Genomic DNA, 26,726 nt, shown 5'->3' with positions numbered 1-26,726 from the left:
TCTCAAAAATATTAACGAATAGGTTCATAAATAGCAATGATATTTTGTTCAGGGTTATAAACCTCAACCCTTTTAAGAGCTTCATTACTAATCGTTTGTAAGCTTTTTTCTAATTTAGAAATATGATTGAGTAAACTGACTTGAGTGGGTACACTGGTTTGTGCTTTGGCTTGGGAAGCTGTATACCAAACCTGTTTGACATAAGATTCAGTTAAATTAACTTTAATCTGAGCTTGACTGATTTGATAATCACAAATTTTTTGCGGTTTTTTACAAATTGTTTCTAGATCTTGACGTAAATGTTGAAGTTGTGTGGCTTCTTTTAAATTCGTTTCGGCTTGCTGGAGAGAAACAGCATAGGATGATAGCAGAGGTTGAGCCAGATTATATTGAAACGTATTGATCTGAATTTGTTTAAGAGAGGTAATAGCATTGCGCCAAGCAGTAACCGCAGATGTCCATTGTTGTATGTTAGCTGCTTTTTGAGCGAGTTGATCTTGTTGAATTGCTTGACGATATAAGTCTGTCGCGGTGGCTTCAATCGTTTTGCGGGCGGTGGCGTTTACCAATTGAGTAGTATAGATATTAATTAAATTTTGAGCCTCTTTTGCCGCAACTGTACCCGATGAAATAGCCTGTAAACTTTTAATAGCAGTTTGCCATGTCTTCTCGACTAATTGCCAATCAGCTAAAGATTGAGCCGCTTTTTGTCGGACTAAAGCAATTTTTGCAGTTTCTTGGGCGGTTTTGAGATAATCACTGGCTTGATCATTGGCTTGAATCTGTTGTTCGATCTGCTTTGAATTCTCTTGATACTGTCTGAGTTTTACTTGAGCATAAAAATAATAAGGACTATTGCTAGGCAGTTTTTTTAAAAAAGCAATAGCATTTTCCCATTCGAGTCGAACCGTTTGCCATTGGGAAGGAGAAAGGGGAGGGTTTGCTAAAGATATGGCTTTTGTGGCATGATTTAACGCTTTGGATAAATCTTCGAGATGGAGGGAATATTGCTGATAAGTTTCTAAAAGTTGCGTCGCTGGAGGATGATACTTTGACCAAACGGGAATATTTTCAAGTATATTAAAGGATTTATCTAATTCTTGTTGTGCTTGTTCGATATCTTGTGGCGTTGCTGTTAAATTAACCGAATTAATCGCATTTTGAGCAATGTTTTCAGCTTGAGTTAAACTCGGACAACTGTCTAAGACACAGGGACGAGACATCCCATACAATCCCCCTAACGATAGCATTAAGCCTAAACCAAACAATAAAGGTTTTAACCAGTGCGATCGCTGATCAAGATTAATTAATTCAGCTTGAGAGCGTTCGTTAACCTTTAGATACAACTCCATCGGATAAGATGAGATCTGATCCTCCTCAGACAAAATTTGTTTAAGCTGAAAGAGGAGATCTTTAGTAGGGAGCGTCACAACTTCAGGTACATGAACCAAAATAACTAAGGTTTTTTCCCGTAGAAAACAATTAACCTGTAGTGAATTGATCTCAGGAAATTCTACCTGTAAGCGTTGTTGTAAATGGCGTTCCAAATCTTTGAAATCAAACGAATCATGAGTAGACTTTAACATGAACCACACTCCTCATCTATCAGAACAAGTCATTTTAATTACTGGTGCATCGGCAGGAATTGGAACTGCTTTAGCACTAATGTTAGCCACGCGCTATCCTGGAATACGGCTTGCCCTAACCGCCAGACGAGAACATAAACTAGAAGAAATAGCCACTAAATGTCGTCAAGTCGGTGCCGAGGTTTTAGTCATAACCACAGATATGACGAATGCTGAACAAGTTGCAGCTTTAAGTCGAGGAGTGTGGGACAAATGGGGCAGAGTTGATGCTGTCGTCAATAACGCAGGTTATGGACAAATGGGGCCAATTGAACTAATGCCTTTAACGGCCGCAAAAGAACAATTTGACGTTAATTTTTTTGCTCCTTTGATTTTAACGCAAAGCCTGATCCCCTTGATGCGTGATCAAGGTGGCGGCAGAATCGTCAATATTAGCTCATTAGGCGGGAGGATGGCTTTTCCAGCAGGGGGGCTGTACAGTTCTTCTAAATTCGCTCTAGAAGCCTTGAGCGATGTTCTGAGGATGGAATTAAAAGCATTTAATATTAAAGTTAGTGTGGTGATTCCAGGGCCAGTAATTACCGAATTTTTCCAAGTAGCATGGGAAAAAGTCCAAAAAACCGCACCCGAACACGAAAAATCGATTTATCAGCCTGCATTTGCCAAAATAGAAGCGATCGATCAACAATTACAATTATTAGGATGGACACCTGAGAGAGTCGCGCAAGTCATTGTCAGAGCGTTAAGTGATCCGCGTCCGCGTCCTCGTTATTATGCGGCAACAGGGGCAAGTATCTTTGTTCCAATGATGACTAAAATTATGCCAACCTGGTTTACAGATGCCTTTTGGAGGCGTTTTTATGGCATTGATCAGGTTGAGAAAGCTTTGAAAATGTCTACCAACAAGGAATCGTTTTAAATATGGAATTATTGGAGTATCAAGCTAAAGAATTATTTCAACAAGTAGGAATTCCTATTTTACCCTCACAAGCGATCGCAAATCCCAGTCAACTGAAACGCTTACAAATTCCTTATCCTGTGGTCTTAAAATCCCAAGTTCGTGCAGGAGGACGTGGCAAAGCAGGCGGAGTCAGATTTGCAGCTAATACTATTGATGCGATCGCTGCGGCTCATGCTATTTTTAGTTTACCTATTGGGGGCGAATATCCCGAAGTTTTATTAGCAGAAGCCCGTTATCGTGCTATTGAAGAATTTTTTCTCGCTGTTGTTTTAGACTATCAATTACAAAAGCCCGTCTTACTCGGTTCTATTAAAGGGGGAATGGATGTCGAAACGCTTTTACAAAATACCCATAAAGTTTTTATTGATGAACAGTTTGCCCCCTTTCATGCCCGAAAATTAGCAGTCAAGATGGGTCTAAAAGGCTCATTATTACAATCAGTAAGTGTCATTCTAGAAAAAATGTATGATTTGTTTAAGAGCAAAGACTTAAACATTGTGGAAATCAATCCTTTAGGAATTAATGCCGAAGGACAAGTCATGGCATTAGATGGCAAAATTACAGTTAATGATCATGCCCTCGGTCGTCACCCAGATTTATTACAATTAATTTCTTCTCCAGAGAAAAACTTAAAAGCTGATCCTTTGTTAAATTGGCTTTGTTCTAAACCCAGACCGGGTAATATTGCTGTAATTTGTAATAGTTATGGTTTAGCCCTAAATACTTGGGATCTACTGATTCAAGAACAGGGTAAGCCCTCTTGCTGTCTAATTCTTGATGAATATCATCTCAATTTATCGATTGCCGAACAACTCAAAACGGGTTTAGAAACACTTTTTAACTATCTAGAAATTAATGTGATTCTCGTTAATATTTTGGGAAGTCCTTTACTAACACAAGCAGTAACCCAAGGCATTATCGATCAATTTTCTTCGGTGGGCAAAACTAATCCTAAAAATCAAGGTGATGATCGAATGCTTCGAGGAACTAGCATTGCAGCCTTAACTCAAGAAAGAATATCTCGATCTAATCAAATTAAACTACATCGTCAACCTCCTCAATTGATTCTACGTTTAAATTACGAAGGAGATAAGACGGTAGAACTAGAAAAACTCAGTTTATTGGGCGTTCATTGGCAAAATTCAACCGAAGATGCAGTTAAACAAGCCATTAATTTAACTCAAAAATAGGATTAAAACAAAATTTATGAAATGGTCTCATGAGAGCAAAATATTAATTCAAGGCATGACGACGGAGATGGGGTCATCTTACGGAACTCGCATGAAAGCCTATGGTACTAGCATTGTAGCGGGTACAAGTGTTGGGAATGGTGGAGAGATGATCGATGATATTCCAATTTTTGATTTAGTAGAAGAAGCGATCGCACAAGTGGGCGAGGTGGAAACATCTCTCATTTTTGGCAGTCCCTATCAAGTCCTAGATGCAGCCTACGAAGCTATTGCCGCAAATATTAAACAACTCATTCTCATTTCTCGCGGGGTTCCTCCGTTGGATATGGTGAAACTACTCAAAAAAGCCCAACAAACCAATACTTTTATCCTCGGTTCGGGGAGTCAGGGCTTAATGGTTCCTTCTAAAGTTTGGCTAGGCATTAGTGAACCTTTTTGTTATACTCCAGGGCGTATCGGTTTAGTTAGTCGTAGCGATCGCCTTACTGATGAAATTGCCCTCACTTTAACCCAAGCAGGTTTAGGACAATCAATTGCAGTTAGTCTAGGAACAGATGCAATGATTGGTTCTAGTTTTGAACAATGGTTACAAATTTTGGAAGAAGATGAGGAAACCGATGCGATCGTTTTAGTCGGACATCCCCAAGGAAGCGCGGAAATGAGTGCAGCAGAATACATCGCTTCAACCATTGAAAAACCCGTGATTGTTCATTTAGCGGGACTGTATACACCCATTGATAAAAAATTTGATGATGCAATGAGTATTATGGCAAATCAGTTATCTTATACTGATACTAAACCAAGTCCCGAACAGCAAACCTTACTCCGCTTTCAAGAAGCAGAAGCGCAAATAGCAGATCGAGTGTCTGATATTCCAGAATGGATTAAATTGATGTTGTCGTCGTAGAGGTTTGGTCTTTCTACCCTCTGTTTAATTGAATGAAAGAAACCAAATTCCTAGATGATTTTAGATGGATACTATTAATACAATTCAATCTGCGAATCATCTCCAATCATAAAACGAACGGCTTTCGGGTGATGGGGTGTTAAGCTCAGTTTAGCGCGTTGTCCAATCACACTATCAATAATGCGATCGTCAATGCCGATAATTTGAGCTTCTTTTAAAATGACACTATGTTCGACATCCGTCGCTTGGAGAATCGCCCGATCTGCGACGCTGGTATAGGGGCCAATAAAGCAATTTTCGATCTGACAATCTTCACCAATGACCACAGGGCCTCTAATGGTACTATTAATTATTTTAGAACCTTTGCCGATCGCCACTCGTCCAATAATCTGACTGTTGTTGTCTTTTTCGCCTTTAATTTCTGTAACTAAGCAAGTATCTAAAATAATACGATTTGCTTCGAGTAGATCATCTTTTTTCCCTGTATCTAACCACCAACCGTATAACTGTAATGCTTCTACTGACTGTTGTTGATTGATTAATTCTTGAATGGCATCAGTAATTTCTAACTCACCTCTAGCAGATGGTTGAATACAAGAAATCGCATGATGGATCGCACTTGAAAAGAAATAAATCCCCACCAATGCTAGATTAGACATTGGATTTTGGGGTTTTTCGACTAACTGTAAAACTCGACCCTTGTCATCAACTTGAGCGACCCCAAAAGCTGACGGATTCGAGACAGTGCGTAATAAAATAAGAGCCTGAAGCTGTTGTTGCTTAAATGAGTCTAAAAACGGTTTAAGATCATCTTGAATCAGGTTATCGCCTAAATACATGACAAACGGAGAATCCCCTAAAAACGGTTGGGCAATTTTCACCGCATGGGCTAAACCAAGGGGCTGATCTTGAAGAATATAATTAATATTAGCCCCAAAGCGATCGCCATTCCCCGTTTTTATTTTAATTTCTTCCCCAGTTTCGGGACTAATAATAATCCCAATATCCGTAATTCCTGCTGCAACTAAAGATTCTATTCCGTACCATAAAATCGGTTTATTTGCAACGGGTACTAATTGTTTGGCACCCGTATAAGTGAGAGGACGTAAACGAGTTCCTTTACCACCAGAGAGAATTAAAGCTTTCATGAGGTCACCGAATGAAGTTGTTTAAGCATTTGTTTAAGAGAGTCTCGCCAATAGGGGGGATAGGTTCCGAGAATAGGCGTAATTTTTTGACCCCCTAGAACCGAATAGGCAGGACGAATAGCTGGTGTAGGATATTGATCAGTGGTAATGGGAATAACTTGTTTAACATTTAGTGAAAATCCCATAAGTTTTGCTTCATCAAAAATCGCCTGTGCAAAATCATACCAACTGACGGCCCCACTATTCGTAAAGTGATAGATCCCAGGTGTGGCTGAATTTAAGAGTAAAAGAGCGATCGCATCAGCAATATCTTTAGCCCAGGTTGGACAACCCACTTGATCAACCACTACTTTTAATTCTGAGCGTTCTTGGCCCACTCGTAACATGGTTTTAACAAAATTGCCTTTACCATAGGTACCATAAACCCAAGCAGTCCTTAAAATAATGGAGTTGCCCCCGACTTGTTGAATCAATTTTTCGCCGATTAGTTTAGAATTGCCATAAGACCCTAATGGATTCGTCGGATCGGTTTCTAAATAAGGTGTGTTTTGTTGTCCATCAAAAACATAATCCGTCGAAATATGAAGAAATGTTGCACCTAACTTGTCCGCTTCTTCTGCCATAATTTGAGGTGCAGTTCCATTAATTGCATTGGCTAATTCAATTTCGGATTCAGCCTTATCCACTGCGGTATAAGCAGCAGCATTGACGATACAATCGGGTTTAGTTTCACAGATGATCTGACGCAGTTTGCCACCATCAGATAAATCTAATTGATCTCGTCCGACTCTAATCACTTCACCGAGTTCGGGTAAAGTATATTGTAATTCTTGTCCGACTTGTCCCTGTGAACCAATCAATAAAATACGCTTCATGATTAAATAAAAATTTCAGCTTTTTCTAATGGTTGACCAACTTGATCTTTTTCAGATAAGATAGCCTCTCCTGTAATTGGCCAATCGATACCAACTTTAGGATCATTCCAGAGTAAAGTGCGATCGTATTGTGGGGCATAATAATTCGTGGTTTTATACAAAAAGTCAGCGTAATCGGATAAAACTAAGAATCCATGAGCAAAACCAGGAGGTATCCAGAATTGTCGTTTATTTTCTTCACTTAATAAACAACTCACCCATTTACCAAAAGTCGGGGAACTTTCCCGAAGATCCACCGCAACATCAAAAACTTCACCCACCACGACACGTACTAATTTACCTTGGGGTTGTTGGATCTGATAGTGTAAACCTCTGAGGACATTTTGAAAGGAACGGGAGTGATTATCTTGAACAAATTCTACATCTAGTCCAGTTTTCTCTTTAAAAGTTCTAATATTAAAACTTTCAAAAAAGAAACCTCGTTCATCCCCGTAGACTTGCGGTTCAATAATTAAAACGTCTGGAATATCAGTAGAAATAACCTTCATAAAAATTTAATGGATTGATTCAATTTTTTCAGGTAGTTTATCACAAAGTCTGCTATAACCATTCAATCTGTTTGGCTTGTTCTGGAAGTTTAGCCTCTTTTTGTCCGATACTTCTCGCTTGAAACCCGATTAAATCAATGGGTGTCCGTATCAAATCGATCCAATCAGCCCGACCAAGTAGTAATTTTATACTCTTTTTTGGCAGATCTTTGACTAGCCAACGACCCACACCATAAACTAAATCTTGGGTGTTACATTCTCGCATCAGTTGGACACCATGTAATTCATGTAAATAGCGATTAGAAGAACCATAACGGCGAAACTGGCTGCGAAAACTTTTAAAATTAGCACGGTGACGATGTTGAATAATCGCTTTGGGTGAGTATTCTAGTTGATAGCCCGTTTCTCGTTGAATGCGCCAACAAATATCTGCATCTCCCCCAGTGGTTAAGTAGGGACGAAATAGACCCACTTTTTCTAGAATACTTTTCCGAATGGCAAGATTAGCGGTTTGGCCATAGGGACAAAAAGGATGTTCTAACAAAAACTTTTGATTCATCATTTCTACTCGTTCTGCATATTGTTCTAGGAAACTATCACCTTTTAAAGCAATTAATTCTCCTGCTACAATGCCAATTGATTGATTACTAAAGGGTTTAACCATTTCTTCAACCCAATTGGGATACGGACGACAGTCCATATCTGTAAAAACTAAGATTTCCCCATGAGATGCTTTAATTCCAGCATTTCTGGCCGCATAGGAACTTTGAATCTGTTTTTGGGTTAGATGATGAAATTTAAGACCTTCACGGTTGGCTTTTTCGACCGCAGTGGCTAAAATATCTGGAGTGCGATCGCTACTATTATTATCAACTAAAAAATACTCAGTTTTTTCTTTTGGGTAAGTCTGTTGAGTTAGACAATCAAGCAAATCGGCTAAATCTTCTTCACCATTATAAATCGGGACAATCACCGATACAGTAAGCCAGTCAGATTGATCGTTTGGGTTAAAGGAACTCATTCTTGGCAAATGGGTTAAATGGATTAACACCCCTATTACTATAATCAATCTGACCAAAAATCAAGTTTATGATTCTAATCTTTGACGTAAAATATATTCAGCAATTGCCAGATCGACAGGTGTCGTTACCTTTAAATTGGTTTCCTCACCTAAAACAATATTGACTCTTAAATCGCATTTTTCAAACAAAGCTGCATCGTCGGTCACTTCCCAACCCAACTGATAACCCTGATCATGAGATTGTTTGAGTAATTTTACATCAAATCCTTGGGGAGTTTGGGCAGCCCATAATTGACTTCGATCTGGAGTATCTAAAATTAAACCGTTTTCATCCACTATTTTTATCGTATCTTTAACAGGAATCCCCGCAATTAAACCCTGACACGTTTCTAAAGCTTTGGCACAACGATCAAATAAATCGGGTGTGGCTAAACATCTCGCCCCATCATGAATTAAAACGTGTTCTGCTGATGTTGGTAGGGCTTTTAAGCCATTGTAAACGGATTCTTGACGGGTTGTGCCACCAAGGATCAATTCAACAGGTTTAGACAAAGATAAATCAGCAAGAATACTTTTAAAATCAGCAAAATCTTCGCTTTGTCCAATAATGCCTATCCATTGTATAGCATTAGATTTCTTTGCAGCCAATAACGTCCAAAATAAAAGCGGTTTCTCAAGAAGGGGTAATAAAAGTTTATTACGCACCCTTCCCATTCGTGTCCCTTTTCCTGCGGCTGGAATCAGTAAATACATTAATGAAAATCCTGTCACTGTCTGAGTCTCAGATTATCATAATCAGGATCAACGAGAAATTTTATCCTATTAACTCTAGTCATCTGACCCCCAAAACCGTTACCATTTTTGGTAGAGACAGATCTGGCCACAATTAAAAGGGGATCGGAAGTTTAAATCAATCATGATCGATACACAATCCATTTTAGATGTTTTACGTCCAGTACAAGATCCCGAACTGCAAAAGAGTTTAGTTGAACTAAACATGATTCGTGATGTTCAAATCAAAGGCAGTCAAGTGAGTTTTACCTTGGTTTTAACGACTCCTGCGTGTCCATTACGAGAATTTATTGTTGAAGATTGTCAAAAAGCCGTTAAACAATTACCTGGTGTCGAAAAGGTAGATGTGACTGTAACCGCCGAAACACCAAAACAAAAAGATGTACCCGATAAACAATCCGTTTTTGGGATTAAAAATATTATCGCTATTTCTAGTGGTAAAGGTGGAGTTGGTAAAAGTACTGTTGCGGTGAATGTAGCAGTCGCATTAGCCAAAGCAGGGGCGAAAGTGGGTTTATTAGATGCAGATATTTATGGCCCCAATGCACCGACTATGTTAGGTTTAACGGATGCCGAAATCAAGGTACAACAAGGCAAAGCTGGCGATATTCTAGAACCTGCGTTTAATTATGGCGTGAAAATGGTTTCGATGGGATTTTTAATTAATCGAGATCAACCCGTTATCTGGCGCGGCCCAATGTTAAATGGCATCATTAGACAGTTTCTCTATCAGGTGTCTTGGGGCAGTTTAGATTATTTAATTGTTGATATGCCACCTGGAACGGGCGATGCACAGTTAACCTTGATCCAAGCAGTCCCCATTGCAGGAGCAGTTATTGTGACTACACCTCAAAACGTTTCTTTATTAGATGCTAGACGCGGTTTAAAAATGTTTCAGCAAATGGGCGTAAATGTGCTAGGAATTGTAGAGAATATGAGCTATTTTATTCCTCCCGATTTACCCGATCGCAATTACGATATTTTTGGCTCTGGAGGCGGGCAAAAAGCGTCTCAAGAGTTACAAGTCCCTTTACTCGGTTGTGTTCCTCTGGAGATTCCTTTAAGAATAGGGGGAGATCAAGGAATTCCCATTGTGATCTCTGATAGCGAGTCTGCTTCGGCAAAAGCGTTAACAGCGATCGCACAACAAATTGCAGCTAAAGTATCTATAGCTGCCTATGCCTAACTTCATATAACGGTGTGAGATATGCTGCATCGAACTTTAATACCTCAGTTTAAGGTTTATTGGAAACTTTTACAGGCTGATTTACCCCAGGTTGACTGGGTTCTTTTTTATGCTGTGGTGGGTTTAACTGCTTATGGTGGTTTGATGATCCGCAGTTCAGAACTCACGGAAAAAGCGGGGGATGGCTGGCAACATTGGTTATTCGGTCTGATAGGTACAGTAATCGCTTTGATGATTGCGCGATCGCGTTATGAGGGCTTATTACGCTGGCATTGGTTAACTTATATTCTGACGAACTTATCCTTAATTGCGGTTATTCTGATGGGTGTTACGGCAAATGGGGCGCAAAGTTGGCTAAATATCGGTAGTTTTAATATTCAGCCGTCAGAATTTGCCAAAGTTGGCTTAATTATTACCCTAGCCGCTTTACTCCATCGTAATCCTGCGTCTAATCTTCTCTCTGTGTTTCGCGTCCTCTTGGTGACGGCGGTTCCCTGGGTTTTAATTCTCTTACAACCTGACTTAGGTACATCTCTGGTTTTTGGGGCAATTACATTAGGGATGTTGTATTGGGCGGATGCTAACCCCGGATGGCTGATTATTATGCTTTCGCCGTTGATCTCTGCTATTCTCTATAATCTATTGTTTCCCGCTTGGATTGTTTGGGCGGTGATTATTGGTTTGATTGCTTGGATCAGTTTACCATTGCGGATCTTATCGACTATTTTAGTTGTCGCGGTTAATACAATGGTCGGTCAATTGGGCGGTGTTTTGTGGGGATTATTAAAAGAATATCAAAAAGATCGTTTAACGTTGTTTCTTCATCCCGAGAAAAATCCCCTAGGAGGAGGCTATCAGTTAATTCAGTCTCGTATTGCCATTGGTTCTGGTGAACTCTGGGGGCGAGGTTTACATCATGGAACTCAAACACAACTGAATTTTATTCCAGAACAACATACCGATTTTATTTTTTCCGCAGTGGGTGAAGAGTTTGGCTTTATCGGAGGAATTGCTGTTTTAATTATTTTTTGGCTGATTTGTCTACGTTTAATTATTATTGCTAATCGGGCTAAAGAAAATTTCGGTTCATTACTAGCCGTTGGTGTTTTATCAATGATTGCGTTTCAGACGATTATTAATATTAGTATGACGGTTGGACTCGCCCCGATAACAGGAATTCCTTTACCGTTTTTAAGTTATGGTCGATCAGCATTATTAACCAATTTTATCGCACTTGGATTAGTCGAATCTGTCTCTAATTTTCGACCGCGTAAGAGATTGTATTAATTTTGTAGGGGCTTGATTTCCAAGCCCTTATTGGTCTATAAAGTTAACATCCAGTTTTGAATTAATTGATTAACCTGATCGGGGACTTCATCATGGGGGCAGTGACCCGCATTGAGGTAATATTCAGTAAGATTCGGATAATATTGACGATATTGGATTCCTCTTTCTCTAGATTTCATCCAAGGATCGCCTTCACCCCACAACATCAGTAAAGGACATTGCATTCGTTTTAGTAATACATCGACCTTTTCGCCATGAGGATTTTTAAAGACAGCCGCAAAAACTTGCGCCGCCCCAGGATCACAAGAGGGACGATAAATATCTTCTACCAATTGATCGGTAATTGCGCTTTGATCGACATAGACTTTAGACAGCGTTTTCCGAATATTAGCCCGATTACGGACAAATTGGAATAAGAAAAAACTAGCCCATGATTGCAGCAAAATATAGCGGATTATATTTTGGATAATACTCGGTTTTGAAGGTGCTTGCACTTCCGTAAAAGGGCCTGCACTATTGAGTAAGATTAATCCTGCTACAGATGAGGGATATTGTGCCGCTACACACAATGATACATAACCACCCAGTGAGTTCCCCGCTAAGACAACGGGTTTTTTAATCACATTGGTAATAAAGTCATACAGTTGATCGCGCCATAAATCAGCACTATACTCGATTTTCGCTTTTGCTGACCGTCCAAAACCCAACAGATCGATCGCCCATACTTCAAAATCTTGTTGCAACTGGGCTATATTTTTTCGCCAATGATCAGTTGATGCGCCGAAACCATGTACTAATAGTAAGGCGGGTTTTCCTTCTTGTCGAGAACCTGCTTTAGTATAATAGATTGTTTGTCCTCGCCACTGCCAGTAAATACCAGCAGTCGTCGTTAGTGATGCAACTGAACCTGTTTGCATAACCCAAATGTTAAGTAATGTTAATTATTTCTAGTGTAGCTCGATCCTGTTTAGGGTAAACCAGAAAGCATGGTGCTGATTTCACGCCTGATCGCTACTTTTATTACGCTACGCTATAGGTTTTGTATTCAGTGTACAATACAAAAAGCTACTGCAAATTTTATAATATTGCTTCTTTAAAAGCTGATTGGCTTTAAGCTTTTTAGTGTAACGGAATCTTTGCCTTGTGTCTGATAAAACTGCTTTTTTTGGATTGACTTCACTTAAGTTAAACCACAGTACATCTATTTAGTATATTGTCTATGACGAATATCACACATTTTAGGTGACAACCATTATCGTATTTTTTTAAAGAAAGAACAACAATAGTGTGCAGGATTCAAAAAGCGGATGCATAGCATACTAAGCGGTTAGTTATTAGATTAACGATTTGATGACTAACCCTGCTTTCTTTCTAGATAGCTTTTTTAAGATTTAATCCCTCTATCAATTTTTCAAAATTAATAATGATTGAGCCACTACAGAAAATCTTAAATCAACAAGATTTTCTTGAAATCACCCAACAAGAATTAAAGCGTATTTATCTATATCATGATAATTTATCTTTGTTGATTATCAATTTTGATCACCTAGAACAAATTGAAAATGAACAATTCAAACAAGCTCAAATAAGTCAAATACTCCAGATAAATTTGCGATCTGATGATTTTTTTGCTAATTTAACTCAAGATAATTTTGTTATTCTTTTACCTTTTGCTAATACTTCAGCAGCACTTAAAGTAGCTCAACGTTTATATCGTATTCTTTCTGGAATGAGTTTTATGAGCAATCAAAATTTAATTCAACCTATCATTAAAATTGGCATTGCCAGCTATCAAGAAACTGAGCACAATATCGAAATCATTTTAGAAAGAGCGAGAGAAGCTTTGATGATGGCGAAAAATCAAAATAATAGTTTTTATATTGTTCATCCCTTTGATGCAAGTAAACGGGTGAGCATCTCAAATAGCTATATAAATTAGAAAAAAGAAAAAGGATTTGGTTTCCAAACCCTCATCGTAACAGAATTCTTTCTTTAATTATTTACACCACAAAGATATCGGCATTGGTCATACTGAGTCCAGTATTGAGTGTAGCAATTTGAGTTGCAGCACCGACACCATTACCATCAGCATCATAAAATAATGTGCCTGTACTGTTATTGTAGATAAAGCGATGTGTGCTAGAGGTTGCCGCAGAACCGATGACAAATTGGTTAGCAAGAATAGCGGTATTAATGGTACTTGTACTTAAACCAGCACCAAAACCTGCTTTTGAGACATGAATCACATCATCAACGACACTAAAATCGTTTATGGTGTCAATGCCTTCTGTGACAGAATTAAATCTGAACACATCTGCACTTACGCCACCGAATAGGGAATCATTACCAATTCCACCAACTAGCGTATCATTGCCCGCGCCTCCAGTAAGTGTATCGATGCCATCTCCACCATCTAAAAGATCATTTCCCGCACCAGAGGTTAAACTATCATTACCGCCTAATCCTCTTAATGTGGCTTGAATCGCGGCTGTAGCATTCACAGTATCATTGACTGCACTTCCAGTAAAAACAAGGTTTTCTATTTCGGTAAAAGTTGCACCCGCAGAGGTTGTACCACTTCCTGCTGTTGTAAAAGTAACGTTTAGAGCAGTCGTGAGCGCAGTAACATTATAAGTATCGATGCCTGTGCTACCTATGATACGATCAGCGGTAGCTTGTTCAATAAAAGTATCATTTCCTGCACCACCATTGAGGGTATCATTTCCTAAACCGCCATCAAGGGTATCATTTCCTGCACCACTGGTTAGAGAGTCATTTCCTGCTAAACCGCTTAAATTGGACTGAATCGCGGCTGTCGCATTCACAGTATCATTGCCTGCACTTCCAGTATAGACAAGATTTTCAATTCCCGTAAAAGTTGCACCCGCAGAAGTTGTACCGCTTCCTACTGTGGTAAAAGTAACGTTTAGAGCAGTCGTACCCGCAGTAACATTATAAGTATCGGTTCCTGCACCTCCTGTAATATTATCGGCGGTTGCTTGTTCGATAAACGTATCATTTCCTGCACCACCAATCAGGGTATCATTTCCTAAACCACCTCTGAGAATTGCTCGACCAATTAAAGAAACATTAACATTATCGTTGCCAGCACTGCCCGTAAAATCTAGAACTTCGATATTGTAGAAATAACCAATAGATGAGATGTTGCTAATTGTACCGTAGGTTAATTGAGGGTTATTAAAATTAACGGTTAAAGCTGCTGTACTTGCGGTGTAGTTGAGGGTGTCGGTTCCTGCATCACCTTGATAACTTCCTGAAACGCTCGTTTCTGCAACATCTATTAAAAGATCATCGCCTAGTCCACCACTAATGTTATCATTTCCTAAACCACCATTTAATGTATCGTTGCCTGCGTCGCCAGATAGATAATCGTTTCCTGCACTACCATTTAAAGTATCATTTCCATCACCACCGCTTAAATTATCGTTTCCTGCACCTGCAGTAAGGGTATCATTTCCACCAGATCCGTACAAAACGGCATAAGTTGAAGTAGAAACGTTAATATTATCACCAGCATTACTGCCTGTAATGGAGAAGTTTTCAATTTCTTTAATTACTCCACCACCTGATGCAGTGCCACCAGTAGCATTAAGATAAGTGAGAGTGAAAGCGGTTGAAGTATTAGCTAGATTGATGTTGAGTGTATCTATTCCCAATCCACCAACGATACTATCACCGAAACCCGTATCAGAAAGATAATCATTGCCATCACCACCAATGAGCGTATCGTTGCCTGCTTCACCGTAAAGAGAGTCGTTTCCTGCACCTCCATCAAGACTATCATTACCGATACCACCATAAAGATAGTCATTTCCTACACCACTGATGAGAGTGTCATTACCTGTAAATCCGTATAAAATGGCGTAAGTTGATGCCCCTACGTTAACATTATCGTTACCGTTACTACCTCTAAAATCGATACTTTCAACCTCTTTGATGACACCGCCACCCGTAATACTATCTCCAGCCGAATTTGTATAGATGATCGTGATTGGAGTTGCTGTATTGGCTAAGTTTAGATAAAGTTGATCGGTTCCTAAACCGCCAATAATACTATCACCAAAACCAGTATCGCTAAAATAATCATTTCCATCACCACCAATTAATGTATCACCACCAGCTTCACCGTAAAGATTGTCATTTCCTATACCACCACTGATACTATCATTCCCATCGCCACCATAAAAATAATCATTGCCTGTACCTGCGGTTAGTGTGTCATTTCCGCCATATCCGTATAAACTGGCATAAGTTGCTGCCGAGGTATTAACATTATCGTTTCCGTTGCTACCTCTAAAGTCGATGTTTTCAATTTCTTTAATAACACCGCCGCCCGTAATACTATCTCCAACCGAATTTGTATAGACGATCGTGATTGGAGTTGCTGTATTGTATAAGTTTAGATAAAGTTGATCGGTTCCTAAACCGCCAACGATACTATCACCGAAACCCGTATCATAGATATAATCATTGCCATCACCGCCATTTAATGTATCGTTACCTGCTTCACCATATAAATTGTCATTGCCTGCACCACCACCTAAGCTATCATTGCCATCGCCACCATAGAGATAATCACCGCCTGCACCTGCGGTTAGCGTGTCATTACCGGCTCTACCATATAAGTTAGAAGCAGTAGCACCAGAAGTGTTGATATTATCATTGCCTGTTCCTCCTCGAAAATCAATATATTCAACTTCTTTAATCGAACCACCACCTGAAGTTGTTCCTCCAGTTGGAGTTGTATAGTTAATTGTGAATGGTGTTGCGCTGGTTGATTGATCGATATAAAGCCGATCATATCCTACACCGCCAACGATGCTATCACCGCATCGCCATCACCGCCATTTAAGGTATCGTTACCTGCTTCACCATATAAATTGTCATTGCCTACACTAGCATTTAAGCTATCATTGCCATCGCCACCATAGAGATAATCACCGCCTGCACCAGACGTTAGCGTGTCATTCCCGGCTCCACCATATAAGACAGAAAGAGTAGCACCAAAAGTGTTGATATTATCATTGCCTGTTCCTCCTCGAAAATCAATATATTCAACTTCTTTAATTGAACCGCCACCTGAAGTTGTTCCTCCAGTTGGAGTTGTATAGTTAATTGTGAATGGTGTTGCGCTAGACGATTGATTAATGTAGAGGCGATCATATCCTAAACCGCCAACGATGCTATCACCGCATCGCCATCACCGCCATTTAGAGTATCGTTACCTGCTTCACCATAAATAACATCATTACCCGCATCCCCATTTAAACTATCATTGCCATCACCACCATAGAGATAATCATTTCCGTTTAGCGCATTAATTGTATCGTTACCTGCTAAACCATAAATTGTTTCATCTAAAGTTGTTCCATTGATTAAATCATTTCCAGGTGTTCCGTTAATAGCCATTTCTTGTGTAGCTCCGTATCATCAACTCTTATCTCTTGATTTTTAGAGTAAAGTTGAATCGAGAAGAACTAGAGAAGAACATGGAAGTAATACTCCTGCCATAACAGAGCAACACAGATACAATGAGTCTAGACACAGACTGACAGCAACAATAACAATGGATCAATTTTGGACAGATATTCTGAGTTTTGCGATAAAAACGACTAAACGAGTTGGCGAAACCTTAGTTAATGATTTTGGGAAACTGCAAGCAACCCGAAAAGAAGATGGTACTCTAGTGACTAAAGCCGATCAATGGTCTGATCGAGAAATTAGAGAAGCGATTTTAACTCGATTTCCTGAACATGGAGTTTTAACGGAAGAAACTACCCATATTTTCCCTAAAAATGATTGGTGTTGGATCGTTGATCCGATCGATGGTACAACGAATTTTACCAGAGGGATTCCGATTTGGGGGATTTCATTGGGATTACTGTATCAAGGAACCCCCGTTTTCGGTTATGTTTATTTTCCCCAAGTACAACAGTCTTATTATGGTTATTGGTATGGAAATTCGGGTTTAATTGGGCCAACAGGGGCTTATTGTAACGGAGAATTGCTCCAAACCAGTTTAGATCAGCCTAGCCTCAATCATCTTTTTAACTTGTGCGCTCGTAGTATAGATGTTCTTAAAAATCCTTTCCCTTGTAAGATTCGGATGATTGGTGTAGCGAGTTATAACATCCTTTTAGTGGCTTCTGGAGCGGCTTTGGGTGGTGTTGAAGCAACCCCGAAAATCTGGGATTTAGCGGCAGTTTGGGTGATTTTACAAGCCGCAGGCGGGATATTTATTTCTTTATCTCCAGAGCCAATTTTTCCTTTAAAAGTTGGGGAAAATTATGGACAGCGATCGTTTCCTTGTTTAGTAACCAGTCGTGATGAATTAGTTCCAGTATTTAAACCTTTAGTAGAGTTTTTAGGGAATTAATTTACTTGCTGTATATTTTTATTGTTTTTTTCCATTCTTAATATTTATTCTCTGGAAGTCAACTAATCTATTAAAATCTATGGCAACTGACTTTTATTGATGATTAAATTACTATGAGCATTAAATGAAATCAAAAATGTTAGACTACTGTTTGACGAACAGATTAAGCGAACCAATTTTATAGTACATTTTAAAGAACTCATCAGCACAATAGATCTATGGGTTCCTTATAATATTGAAAATGCTTCACTTGCTAAAGCCTATGTCTTCCTTCTCTCTAAACTCTAAGCAACAGGGTTTATCAAAAAAAATATTTAATGCAGATAGCTTTTCGATTTTCACCTCGATTGGACTCCATTTGTTGATTTTAGGGGTTCTTTTACCGAGTTTATGGCGTTATTCTGCAGATTCTAAGCCTATTAACGAACAGCGTAACGTTGGTGTCATTGAATTAAATCCAATCGAACAATCTCGCTTACCTAATCTTTCTCCTGTACCCGAAGTTCCGTCAGTTCCCAGTCTTCCAAATCTTCCCTCATTAAATAGTTCTTCCATTCCAGATTTATCCTCTCTCAATCCTGTAAACCCTCCTGTTGCTTCTGTCCCTTCCTTACCCTCTTTACCTTCATTACCACCACTGCCACCAATTTCATCGGGTTCCTATGCTCCTCCTTCAATTGGGGTGTATTCTCCTCCGACACCTTCAATTAGAATACCCAGAACTGCGCCGAATTTTCCACCTCCACCCACTTATTTACCCGCACCACCCAATACCAATACCCCAAATCTAGAAGTAGCAAAACCTAGACCCATTACTAGACCGCAGTTTGACCCCTTTAGAGATTCACTAGACCTCGAAAATTTAAGACGTGCGCCGATTAATGCCTCACAAGAAGAACAACTACGCAATCAACAAGAGCAAGAAGTTCAACAACAAAATACTGAAATTTCAACATTACCAGACCAAGTTGCTCTCAATGCCGAACGACGGCGCAGATTAATTAATGATATCTTAGAAAGATCGGCGAGTGTTCAGCCAGATTCGAGTAATACTACCGATGAGCAAGCTCGTAAAAATTATATTGCTTGGCTTAATAAAGTTCAAGAAGTCAAGCCAGAAGCCGTTTATGTGACTGGAATCTATCCAAGGGCGGCGTGTTCAGCAAACATAGAAGGAACCAGCGTTTATGGCGTATCTGTTAACCCTCAAGGTATTATGACAGGGACACCTTATCTGATTAAAAGTGCAGGTTATCCTCTCTTAAATCAAACAGCCTTTCAAACCGTTCGAGGGATGAGTTTATCTAATACGACAGGTCAACCTAAATCTTATCGCGTTTCTGTCAGTTATAAATTTGACCCTAGCATCTGCCCAGGCTATACACAACCACAGCCTTTAGAGCAGAATCCGCCGATTGAAACCCGCGTTAACCCCGCACAAACTCCCACCTTAGAGGCTCCTAAACCTTCAGTTACTCCAAAAGATCAAAACTCAACCCCAATCCCTGTATCACCTCCTCAAACGCCTGTAAACTCCACTCCTGAGAATGTTCGGGTAGCACCTCCATCTAGTCCTCAACCTGAAGCGACTCCACAAACACCCGCAAACCCCTCTGAAGATAATCTGATTAATACCCCATCGGCTAATCCCAAACCCGAAAATTTAATCCCACAAACTCCCATTAATCCCCCAGTCGAAACTAAAAAACCTGAACAACAACCCGTTATTCAACCCCCAGAGACTCCAGCACAAAATCAACAGAGTGTAGAACCTCCTGCACCCCCAACTCTTAAAAAGCCAGAAATTGAGCCACCCAGTCCACCAACTTCTAAAAAACCTGAACCGCCCTCAGAAGAATCTCGTAATCTGGATAATTAAGGAAAGCAACAACGAGGCTTGTTTAAACGTCTTAATGATACAGCTAAGGCGTGGGTTTAATTTTTGTTGATTAAATGATAATGGTTAAACATTCGGCTTTTTTCTCGGAACTTCTAGCAAATGCGGATAGACTGTTTAATTTATTGAATCAGTTTGAAACCGTTAATGTTTTAGTGATTGGTGATTTAACTTTAGATGAGTTTTTGACAGGACAAGTTGAACGCATTTCTAGAGAGGCACCTGTATTAATTTTGCGTCATGAATTTACCCGTCAAATTCCAGGTGGTGGGGCTAATGCGGTTTATAATTTGGCTAAATTAGGTGGAAATGTGAAAGTAGCGGGCTTCATTGGCTTAGATGCTCAAGGTGACGCATTAAAGCATATTTTCACAGATGCTCTGATTAATACACATGGCATTATTATAGATGGCGATCGTCCTACAGTCACTAAAACTCGAATTGCGGGTCATGCGCGGCAGTCAGTGACACAACAAATTGTAAGAGTCGATCGTAAATCGGATGATCTGCCCACTACTGAATTACAATCAAAATTGGCAGACTATATTCAAGAGCAAATCAATACAGTTGATGCGGTAGTTTGTTCTGATTATGGGGATGGCGTTTTTACTTCACCCGTCATTCAAGCAGCATTAAAACATCATCAAGTTATCGTCGATACTCAAAAAGATTTATTTCGGTTTGCGGGGGCTACTTTATTTACTCCCAATTTACCCGAAGCAGAACAAGCAGTTGGATATTCGATTAAAGACGATGTTACCCTACAACAAGCAGGTCGTGATTTACTCAAACTCACTCAAGCTAAACGGATATTAATCACACGTGGCGAAGATGGCATGAGTTTATTTCAATCCTTTGGAGATCATGTAGAATCATGGCATATTCCAGCCTTTAATCGTACCGACGTTTTTGATGTGACAGGGGCAGGAGATACCGTCGTTGCTGCTTTAACCCTCGCCTTGTGTTGCGGGGGAACATTTTGGGACGCGGCAGTACTAGGGAATTTAGCCGCAAGTTTAGTCATTCGTCAATTTGGCACAGCAACCACATCAGTTTCAGAAATTAGAACAGCTTTAAAACTACTATTAGAAGAAGGGGCGTAGGTGATATTGACTTGGGTAAACTAACAATATAAACACGGATTGATATGTTTCCTCCTTATGGTCATCGTTACGGGAATTCTAGCAGTATTATCAGCATCGGCGGCCGCAGGTTTAAGAAGTGCCTTACCTTTATTGGTTGTTAGTCTGATACACAGCGAGTTATGGTTAAATATCCCTTTGCTGTCTCGTTTTCATCCTCAAGTTGTCTTTTCTATCTTAATTAGTTGGTCATTATTTGAACTTTTTGGCTCAAAAAATTTATTAGGACAATGGGTATTACAGTTAATTCAATTGGCTTTTAGTCCCTTGGTGGGTGTATTGATGAGCTTGACGATTGCTAGGATAATTAATCTACCCGTTCAAGTTATATGGATTTTAGGAATTGTTGGCGGTAGCTTGGCTTTTGTGATTCAGTTAGTACAAATGGGCTGGTTTTTTCGATTGCGTGGGATTCCCATTTGGGCGACTTTTTTAGTAGATTTTCTTTGTGTGATTTTAGTCGAATTTTCACTCAATGCACCCGAAAAAGGTGGATTAATTGCTTTACTCTTATTGTGGCTCGTGATTCGTAGTGCTAGTGAATGGCGACGCTGGATAAATAGTGAGAGGACAGCAGATAAATATCAACAATTTTTGTAAGATATGGCAAGTGTATCGTCAATCACTACCATTAAATATAGTACATTATAACTAGCGAGCAATGAGACTTAAATTATTAAAGCGTTTTTTTTGGTCATCTCTATTTCTTTTATCAATTGGTTTAACTTTTATTGTTGGTGCGTGTAATAATACTCAAACCCCTTCCACTTCACAAAATAACGCAGAAGTTTTGAGATTACTCTATTGGCAAGCACCTACGATTTTAAATCCTCACTTATCAACGGGTTTTAAAGATGCAGAAGCTGGACGAATTACCCTAGAACCGTTAGCTAGTTACAATGAAAAAGGGGAAATGATTCCGTTTTTAGCTGCAGAAATTCCAACTATAGACAATGGTGGAATTGCTAAAGATGGTAAATCGGTGATTTGGAAACTTAAAAAAGATATTAAATGGTCTGATGGCGCACCTTTTACTGCTAAAGATGTTGTTTTCACCTATCAATTTATCAGTAATCCGAAAACGGGTTCAACAAACGCGGGAACCTATGAAATTATTAAAAGTGTAGAAGCGATTAATAATGAAACAGTCAAAATTAATTTTAAAACCGTTAATCCAGCTTGGTCATTAATTTTTGTCGGTAGTGAAGGATTAATTTTACCCAGTCATCTTTATCAAAATTTTAATGGCGAAAAAGCTCGTCAAGCACCGACTAATTTATTACCTGTTGGAACTGGCCCGTATAAAGTTATAGAATTTAGACCAGGAGATACCGTTACTTATGAACCTAATCCTAATTTTCGAGATGTTAATCAATTAGGTTTTAAACGAATTGAATTAAAAGGTGGTGGTGATGCGACTTCAGCCGCACGTTCTGTTTTACAAACCCAAGAAGCCGATTATGCTTATAATTTACAAGTAGAAGCTTCTATTTTAAATGAATTAGAAAAAACAGGGCGAGGTAAATTAATTTCAAGTTTTGGTTCTTTAATGGAACGCATTTTATTTAATCTATCAGATCCTAATTTAGCAACACCAGAGGGTGAACGTTCTAGCTTAAAAAATCCTCATCTATTTTTCTCTGATCCTAAAGTACGTCAAGCTTTTTCTCTGGCTATTGATCGAGATACAATTGCTCAACAACTGTATGGTATTACGGGAAAAGCAACGGCTAATTTTTTAGTTAAACCCGAACAATATTATTCTCCTAATACTCGCTTTGAATTTAATTTAGAGAAAGCCAAAACTCTTTTAGATGAGGCAGGATGGAAAGATACGAACGGAAATGGCGTTCGAGATAAAAATGGCGTAGAAATGCAAGTGGTTTTTCAAACTTCGGTTAATACGTTACGTCAGAAAACTCAAGAAATTGTCAAACAAGGATTACAATCAATTGGTATTGGAGCGAGTTAAAAAGTGTTGATGCGGGTGTCTTTTTTTCTAGTGATCCTGCTAATAATGATACAGTCGAACATTTCTATGCAGATTTACAAATGTTTACTACTGGAAATAATAGCCCAGATCCATCAGATTACATGAAAACTTATACTTGTGCTTCCATTCCCCAAAAATCGAATAATTGGTCTGGCGATAACTATTCTCGCTATTGTAATCCAGAATACGATCGACTTTGGCAACAATCGACACAAGAACTAGACCCAGAAAAAAGAAGACAGTTGTTTATTAAAATGAATGATCTTCTCGTCAATAACTTTATTGTAATTCCCTTAGTTCATCGGGCTGATGTTGTCGGAATTAGTAATACTTTACAAGGGTTTGAACTATCACCTTGGGAACGTAATACCTGGAATATTAAAGACTGGAAACGAGATTAAATAAATCAAAAACCACCCTGGCGACTGATTTTAGAGATAATAAATTTATGTAGTATGAAGATTATGCTACTCAATCGTTTTGAATTATAACGCCTAACTAGAGGTAAGCCACATGGACACCCAATCACCGCAAAATGTCCAACTCGTACCACCCTTTAACGAAAAAAACGCCGAAACTCCTGATATTGGCGGTGGTTTGCCTGTCATTGAATATTGGGCAGAACACACCATCTCACCCGAAGGGCCAAAACTTTGGAAGACTTTATTCCATCATAGTGCTTGTCTTTCTTGCTCGTGGGGTACAGGTGGGCAGAAAGGCGGTTTTACCAATGAAGAGGGGGAAAAACTGCAACGCTGTATGAAAAGTGTTGAGGCTATCTCCGCAGAAATTCAACCCCCCATTGAAAAACATTTTTTTGAAAAAGTTAGTATAAGTGATCTACAACGATTAACCTCACTCGAAGCCGATAGATTGGGAAGACTTAGTTTTCCGATGATTCTAAGAGAAGGTAAATCCCATTATGAGCGTATTTCATGGGAGGAAATATATCAAATTGCTGAAACCGCTTTTCGTAGCAAACAACCCGAAAGAGTCGCTTCTTATAGTTCGGGACGTTCTTCTAACGAGTCTGCTTTTTTATTACAACTGATGATGCGGACACTCGGTTCTAATAATTTAGCCGATTGTTCCGATTTGTGCCACGCTCCCTCAACAACGGCACTTAGTCAAATGTTTGGGACTCGTACCTCAGTTGTTAGTCTAGAAAACCTCAAAAAATCTGATTGTGTGGTTTTAGCGGGTGCAAATTCTTCTTATAATCATCCACGCTTCATGAATGAATTAATCAAACTTCGTGACGAGCGCGGTGGTAAGATTATTGTCATTAATCCCGTGATGGAAGTCGGCTTAGTTAAATTTGGTTCGCCTGCATTTCCCCTAAAATCTTTGATTCCTGGTTCGGAGATTTCTTCATTATACCTACAACCGATTCCAGGGAGTGATACCGCCCTGTTTGTCGGTATCCAAAAATCCCTTATCGAACAAAATTTAATTAAACTAGATTATTTACAAGCACATACCGAAGACTGGGAAGCCATTCTAGAACAGGCTAAAACAACTTCTTGGGAAACCATTACAAGTATCTGTGGTGTTTCAAAAGAAGAAATAGAAGCCGCAGCTACAATGATTGGTACATCACCTCGTGTCGTGTTTGCTTGGGCAATGGGACTCACCCAACATGATAACGGTGTAGACAATGTATACAGCATCGCCAATACTGCACTCATAACAGGTAATGTCGGCAAAGAAGGGGCGGGAGTGATGCCTGTAAGAGGCCATTCTAACGTACAGGGTTTCGGTTCAATGGGTGTTACCGTCAAGCTAAAAAAAGAGATTCAAGAAGCCCTAGAAAAGCTTTTAGGACGTTCTCTGAGTCGTGTACAAGGTTACGAAACCAGTTCTTTAATTGAAGCAGCCGATGCGGGGAAAGTCGATACTCTCATTTGTGTAGGAGGCAATTTATACGGTGCAAACCCTGATTCTAATGGAGCAAAACGGGCTTTAGGCAAGATTGAAACGATTATTTATCTAGCCACCAAACCTAACATAGGACATTTTCACGGGTTAGCCAAACACAATACCATTGTTATCCCTGTACTGAACCGGTTTGAAAATCCTTATAAAACAACCGTCGAATCGGGTAATAATTTTGTACGCCTCAATGATGAAGGTGAAACCCATCTCAAAGATGTTGATGTTATTCCAGAAGTTAGATTTTTGACTGAACTTGCCCATCGACTACATGGAGAATACCCCGTTAACTGGCGTAAATTACAAGATACTCGATATATTCGCCAATTAATCGCGCAAACCATCCCTGGTTATGAAAAGATAGGTACGATTGATGATACTAAAGAAGAATTTACCATTGGCGGTCGTATTTTAACTGAACCGAAATTTCAAACACCATCTGGTAAAGCGAAAATGTTTGTCACACCGCTACCGAATTTATCTTTACCCAAAAAAGAAGAATTTGGTATTCCTGAAACTCAACAAGGTATCGTACTTGCTTTAATGACAGGGCGTAGTTATTCTCAACATAACACCGTTGTTTATAAAATTGGGGATCAATATCGGGGAATGCCTCATCGTAATTGTATTTTGATGAACCGTATCGATGCAGAAAGTATCGGTTTAGCCGAACATCAAAAAGTGACGGTACAAGGCAATGTTGGCAAGATGGAAGACGTAGAAGTGATTTATGGTGCAGTCCGCCAAGGAGCCGCCTTAATGTTCTATCCTGAAGTCAATGTGATTTTTCATCCCAAAGTCGAAAAACGATCAGGTACTCCCGCCTATAAACGAGTTCCAGTATTTGTTTATGCGTAAAATCTAAAATTATGTGTTATAATAGAGGGTTTGGTAATATTTAAAGCTGAACCCCTAAAAAAATGACGACACCTAAACTAATTATTCACGGCGGAGCCAGTACCTTAGAAGATAAAGGCGGCTTAATCCAAGTTCGTGAGTCACTTCATATTGTGATTAAAGAAGTCTATGATTTATTAGAAAGTGGAAAAAGTGCGGTAGATGCGGTACTTTTAGGCTGTGAGTTATTAGAGAACGATCCGCGATTTAATGCGGGTACAGGTTCAGTATTGCAGTCTGACGGACAAGTACGGATGAGTGCGTCATTGATGGATGGTGATAGACAACGGTTTAGCGGAGTGATTAATGTTTCACGAATTAAAAACCCAATCCACATCACAAAATTTTTACAAGAACAAGACGATCGCACTTTCTCTGATGTGGGTGCAGCAGAACTCACCAGAGAACTGGAGATCCCATTATATGATCCGATTATCGACTTTCGGGTTGAAGAATGGATCTTAGAACGTAAAAATAATTTTGAACGTAAAACAGCACGTTTGTATGCAAGAGCGAGTGAAGATCGACGCGGTACAATTGGGGTGGTTGCCCTAGATCGCTCTGGTAGAATTGCGGCTGGAACGTCTACAGGTGGTAAAGGTTTAGAACGCATCGGCAGAGTGAGTGATTCTGCGACAGTTGCGGGAAATTATGCGAATAAATATGCAGGTGTTAGTTGTACGGGTATTGGTGAAGATATTGTAGAAGAAGCCTTAGCGACTCGTATCGTTATTCGTGTAACAGATGGGCTTTCTTTACCCGAAGCAATGGAACGATCAATGAAAGAATCATTAGAGAATAACCGAGATCTTGGGGCGATTTCTTTGGATGCGAGTGGTGCGATCGCATGGGGGAAAACGGCTGAAATCCTTCTTGCTGCTTATCATAATGGAGAAGCGATCGGCGATACCCTAGAATGGACTACTGATGAATTGATGGGACACATTATTTAAAATTTTAGGTTTAA

Annotated in this window: 22 protein-coding genes and 3 pseudogenes; 14 read left to right on the top strand and 11 right to left on the bottom strand. The window is 39.4% G+C overall.

The genetic code is table 11. The features are described from left to right. Positions 1–11 precede the first annotated feature (11 nt). On the bottom strand, positions 12–1,586 hold the full coding sequence (locus tag CFPU101_RS12140; protein ID WP_206815603.1) for a hypothetical protein: 1,575 nt from the start codon (positions 1,584–1,586) through the stop codon (positions 12–14). Here CFPU101_RS12140 and CFPU101_RS12135 point away from each other — a divergent pair. From CFPU101_RS12135 to CFPU101_RS12125, 3 genes are read left to right on the top strand one after another with little or no spacing between them, the layout of a single operon-like run. Continuing rightward, complete coding sequence (locus CFPU101_RS12135) at positions 1,585–2,505, top strand: SDR family oxidoreductase (RefSeq protein ID WP_206815602.1); 921 nt, start codon at positions 1,585–1,587, stop codon at positions 2,503–2,505. The genes CFPU101_RS12140 and CFPU101_RS12135 overlap by 2 nt on opposite strands. Before the next feature lie 2 nt (positions 2,506–2,507). After that, the gene (locus CFPU101_RS12130; protein WP_206815601.1) at positions 2,508–3,737 is read left to right on the top strand and encodes an ATP-grasp domain-containing protein; all 1,230 of its coding nucleotides are present in this window, start codon (positions 2,508–2,510) and stop codon (positions 3,735–3,737) included. Between the two features lie 16 nt (positions 3,738–3,753). Further along, the gene (locus CFPU101_RS12125; protein WP_206815600.1) at positions 3,754–4,644 is read left to right on the top strand and encodes a CoA-binding protein; all 891 of its coding nucleotides are present in this window, start codon (positions 3,754–3,756) and stop codon (positions 4,642–4,644) included. A 74-nt stretch (positions 4,645–4,718) separates the two neighbouring features. On the opposite strand, the gene CFPU101_RS12120 is transcribed toward CFPU101_RS12125, so the two are convergent. From CFPU101_RS12120 to ispD, 5 genes are all read right to left on the bottom strand, one after another. Continuing rightward, a complete protein-coding gene (locus CFPU101_RS12120; protein WP_206815599.1) occupies positions 4,719–5,792 on the bottom strand; it encodes a glucose-1-phosphate thymidylyltransferase in 1,074 nt (357 codons plus the stop codon). After that, a complete protein-coding gene (rfbD, locus tag CFPU101_RS12115) occupies positions 5,789–6,667 on the bottom strand; it encodes a dTDP-4-dehydrorhamnose reductase (RefSeq protein WP_206815598.1) in 879 nt (292 codons plus the stop codon). The genes CFPU101_RS12120 and rfbD overlap by 4 nt, the downstream gene beginning before the upstream one ends. 2 nt (positions 6,668–6,669) lie before the next feature. Continuing rightward, positions 6,670–7,215 carry a dTDP-4-dehydrorhamnose 3,5-epimerase gene (rfbC, locus tag CFPU101_RS12110; protein WP_206815597.1) on the bottom strand — a complete coding sequence of 182 codons (546 nt, stop codon included), beginning with the start codon at positions 7,213–7,215 and terminating at the stop codon, positions 6,670–6,672. A gap of 52 nt (positions 7,216–7,267) precedes the next feature. Further along, positions 7,268–8,236, bottom strand: coding sequence for a glycosyltransferase family 2 protein (locus tag CFPU101_RS12105; RefSeq protein ID WP_206815596.1), 969 nt, complete (start codon positions 8,234–8,236; stop codon positions 7,268–7,270). A 66-nt stretch (positions 8,237–8,302) separates the two neighbouring features. Next, positions 8,303–8,989: a 2-C-methyl-D-erythritol 4-phosphate cytidylyltransferase gene (gene ispD, locus CFPU101_RS12100; RefSeq protein WP_206815595.1), complete on the bottom strand. Its 687-nt coding sequence runs from the start codon at positions 8,987–8,989 to the stop codon at positions 8,303–8,305. Positions 8,990–9,152: 163 nt separating this feature from the next. Between ispD and CFPU101_RS12095 the strand changes: the two genes are divergently transcribed. Together CFPU101_RS12095 and rodA are read left to right on the top strand one after the other, a co-directional pair. After that, complete coding sequence (locus tag CFPU101_RS12095; protein WP_206815594.1) at positions 9,153–10,214, top strand: Mrp/NBP35 family ATP-binding protein; 1,062 nt, start codon at positions 9,153–9,155, stop codon at positions 10,212–10,214. Positions 10,215–10,235: 21 nt separating this feature from the next. Next, positions 10,236–11,501 (top strand): rod shape-determining protein RodA, encoded by a 1,266-nt coding sequence (rodA, locus tag CFPU101_RS12090; protein WP_206815593.1) that lies wholly within the window; start codon positions 10,236–10,238, stop codon positions 11,499–11,501. 35 nt (positions 11,502–11,536) lie between these two features. Here the strand turns inward: rodA and CFPU101_RS12085 are convergent, their stop codons facing one another. Then, positions 11,537–12,418 (bottom strand): alpha/beta fold hydrolase, encoded by an 882-nt coding sequence (locus tag CFPU101_RS12085; protein WP_206815592.1) that lies wholly within the window; start codon positions 12,416–12,418, stop codon positions 11,537–11,539. Positions 12,419–12,924: 506 nt separating this feature from the next. On the opposite strand from CFPU101_RS12085, the gene CFPU101_RS12080 reads away from it, so the two are divergent. Continuing rightward, on the top strand, positions 12,925–13,440 hold the full coding sequence (locus CFPU101_RS12080) for a diguanylate cyclase (protein WP_206815591.1): 516 nt from the start codon (positions 12,925–12,927) through the stop codon (positions 13,438–13,440). Between the two features lie 61 nt (positions 13,441–13,501). Here the strand turns inward: CFPU101_RS12080 and CFPU101_RS12075 are convergent, their stop codons facing one another. Then, positions 13,502–15,178 (bottom strand): calcium-binding protein, encoded by a 1,677-nt coding sequence (locus CFPU101_RS12075; RefSeq protein WP_206815590.1) that lies wholly within the window; start codon positions 15,176–15,178, stop codon positions 13,502–13,504. A gap of 48 nt (positions 15,179–15,226) precedes the next feature. Next, positions 15,227–16,177 (bottom strand): annotated as a pseudogene (locus CFPU101_RS26270) (calcium-binding protein); the annotation flags it as partial. Here CFPU101_RS26270 and CFPU101_RS25595 point away from each other — a divergent pair. Further along, positions 16,122–16,271, top strand: coding sequence for a hypothetical protein (locus CFPU101_RS25595; protein WP_242577907.1), 150 nt, complete (start codon positions 16,122–16,124; stop codon positions 16,269–16,271). The pseudogene CFPU101_RS26270 and the gene CFPU101_RS25595 sit on opposite strands and share 56 nt — an antisense overlap. Before the next feature lie 127 nt (positions 16,272–16,398). Here CFPU101_RS25595 and CFPU101_RS25590 read toward each other — a convergent pair. Together CFPU101_RS25590 and CFPU101_RS12055 are read right to left on the bottom strand one after the other, a co-directional pair. Beyond that, a pseudogene (locus tag CFPU101_RS25590) lies at positions 16,399–16,539 on the bottom strand (hypothetical protein); the annotation flags it as partial. A gap of 149 nt (positions 16,540–16,688) precedes the next feature. After that, positions 16,689–16,931 carry a calcium-binding protein gene (locus tag CFPU101_RS12055; protein ID WP_206815589.1) on the bottom strand — a complete coding sequence of 81 codons (243 nt, stop codon included), beginning with the start codon at positions 16,929–16,931 and terminating at the stop codon, positions 16,689–16,691. Positions 16,932–17,088: 157 nt separating this feature from the next. Here CFPU101_RS12055 and CFPU101_RS12050 point away from each other — a divergent pair, with 157 nt between their 5' ends. From CFPU101_RS12050 to CFPU101_RS12020, 7 genes and pseudogenes are all read left to right on the top strand, one after another. Further along, positions 17,089–17,898 carry an inositol monophosphatase family protein gene (locus tag CFPU101_RS12050; RefSeq protein WP_206815588.1) on the top strand — a complete coding sequence of 270 codons (810 nt, stop codon included), beginning with the start codon at positions 17,089–17,091 and terminating at the stop codon, positions 17,896–17,898. A gap of 262 nt (positions 17,899–18,160) precedes the next feature. Further along, entirely contained in the window at positions 18,161–19,777 is a 1,617-nt protein-coding gene (locus CFPU101_RS12045) for a TonB family protein (RefSeq protein ID WP_206815587.1), read from the top strand. 80 nt (positions 19,778–19,857) lie between these two features. Next, entirely contained in the window at positions 19,858–20,898 is a 1,041-nt protein-coding gene (locus tag CFPU101_RS12040; RefSeq protein WP_206815586.1) for a bifunctional heptose 7-phosphate kinase/heptose 1-phosphate adenyltransferase, read from the top strand. Between the two features lie 63 nt (positions 20,899–20,961). After that, positions 20,962–21,537 (top strand): DUF4126 domain-containing protein, encoded by a 576-nt coding sequence (locus tag CFPU101_RS12035; RefSeq protein ID WP_206815649.1) that lies wholly within the window; start codon positions 20,962–20,964, stop codon positions 21,535–21,537. Positions 21,538–21,598: 61 nt separating this feature from the next. Continuing rightward, positions 21,599–23,331, top strand: a pseudogene (locus CFPU101_RS12030) (peptide ABC transporter substrate-binding protein). Positions 23,332–23,443: 112 nt separating this feature from the next. Then, positions 23,444–25,720, top strand: coding sequence for an FdhF/YdeP family oxidoreductase (locus tag CFPU101_RS12025; protein WP_206815585.1), 2,277 nt, complete (start codon positions 23,444–23,446; stop codon positions 25,718–25,720). A gap of 62 nt (positions 25,721–25,782) precedes the next feature. Then, positions 25,783–26,712 (top strand): isoaspartyl peptidase/L-asparaginase, encoded by a 930-nt coding sequence (locus tag CFPU101_RS12020; protein WP_206815584.1) that lies wholly within the window; start codon positions 25,783–25,785, stop codon positions 26,710–26,712. The last annotated feature ends 14 nt before the right edge of the window (positions 26,713–26,726 follow it).

It is taken from the genome of Chroococcus sp. FPU101 (assembly GCF_017312365.1).
Lineage (GTDB): Bacteria > Cyanobacteriota > Cyanobacteriia > Cyanobacteriales > Microcystaceae > Chroococcus.
Note: the sequence above shows the minus strand (reverse complement) of the source record. Positions and strands in the feature narration are given on the sequence as shown.

What these genes read in the sequence shown, in the direction of transcription:
- rodA (WP_206815593.1), top strand. Translation starts at nt 10,236, where the DNA reads ATGCTGCATCGAACTTTAATACCTCAGTTTAAGGTTTATTGGAAACTT.
- CFPU101_RS12105 (WP_206815596.1), bottom strand. Translation starts at nt 8,236, where the DNA reads ATGAGTTCCTTTAACCCAAACGATCAATCTGACTGGCTTACTGTATCG.
- CFPU101_RS12095 (WP_206815594.1), top strand. Translation starts at nt 9,153, where the DNA reads ATGATCGATACACAATCCATTTTAGATGTTTTACGTCCAGTACAAGAT.
- CFPU101_RS12125 (WP_206815600.1), top strand. Translation starts at nt 3,754, where the DNA reads ATGAAATGGTCTCATGAGAGCAAAATATTAATTCAAGGCATGACGACG.
- CFPU101_RS12080 (WP_206815591.1), top strand. Translation starts at nt 12,925, where the DNA reads ATGATTGAGCCACTACAGAAAATCTTAAATCAACAAGATTTTCTTGAA.
- CFPU101_RS12040 (WP_206815586.1), top strand. Translation starts at nt 19,858, where the DNA reads ATGGTTAAACATTCGGCTTTTTTCTCGGAACTTCTAGCAAATGCGGAT.
- CFPU101_RS12025 (WP_206815585.1), top strand. Translation starts at nt 23,444, where the DNA reads ATGGACACCCAATCACCGCAAAATGTCCAACTCGTACCACCCTTTAAC.
- CFPU101_RS12130 (WP_206815601.1), top strand. Translation starts at nt 2,508, where the DNA reads ATGGAATTATTGGAGTATCAAGCTAAAGAATTATTTCAACAAGTAGGA.
- CFPU101_RS12085 (WP_206815592.1), bottom strand. Translation starts at nt 12,418, where the DNA reads ATGCAAACAGGTTCAGTTGCATCACTAACGACGACTGCTGGTATTTAC.
- CFPU101_RS12140 (WP_206815603.1), bottom strand. Translation starts at nt 1,586, where the DNA reads ATGTTAAAGTCTACTCATGATTCGTTTGATTTCAAAGATTTGGAACGC.
- CFPU101_RS12055 (WP_206815589.1), bottom strand. Translation starts at nt 16,931, where the DNA reads ATGGCTATTAACGGAACACCTGGAAATGATTTAATCAATGGAACAACT.
- rfbC (WP_206815597.1), bottom strand. Translation starts at nt 7,215, where the DNA reads ATGAAGGTTATTTCTACTGATATTCCAGACGTTTTAATTATTGAACCG.
- CFPU101_RS12020 (WP_206815584.1), top strand. Translation starts at nt 25,783, where the DNA reads ATGACGACACCTAAACTAATTATTCACGGCGGAGCCAGTACCTTAGAA.
- CFPU101_RS12135 (WP_206815602.1), top strand. Translation starts at nt 1,585, where the DNA reads ATGAACCACACTCCTCATCTATCAGAACAAGTCATTTTAATTACTGGT.
- rfbD (WP_206815598.1), bottom strand. Translation starts at nt 6,667, where the DNA reads ATGAAGCGTATTTTATTGATTGGTTCACAGGGACAAGTCGGACAAGAA.
- CFPU101_RS12120 (WP_206815599.1), bottom strand. Translation starts at nt 5,792, where the DNA reads ATGAAAGCTTTAATTCTCTCTGGTGGTAAAGGAACTCGTTTACGTCCT.
- ispD (WP_206815595.1), bottom strand. Translation starts at nt 8,989, where the DNA reads ATGTATTTACTGATTCCAGCCGCAGGAAAAGGGACACGAATGGGAAGG.
- CFPU101_RS12050 (WP_206815588.1), top strand. Translation starts at nt 17,089, where the DNA reads ATGGATCAATTTTGGACAGATATTCTGAGTTTTGCGATAAAAACGACT.
- CFPU101_RS12045 (WP_206815587.1), top strand. Translation starts at nt 18,161, where the DNA reads ATGTCTTCCTTCTCTCTAAACTCTAAGCAACAGGGTTTATCAAAAAAA.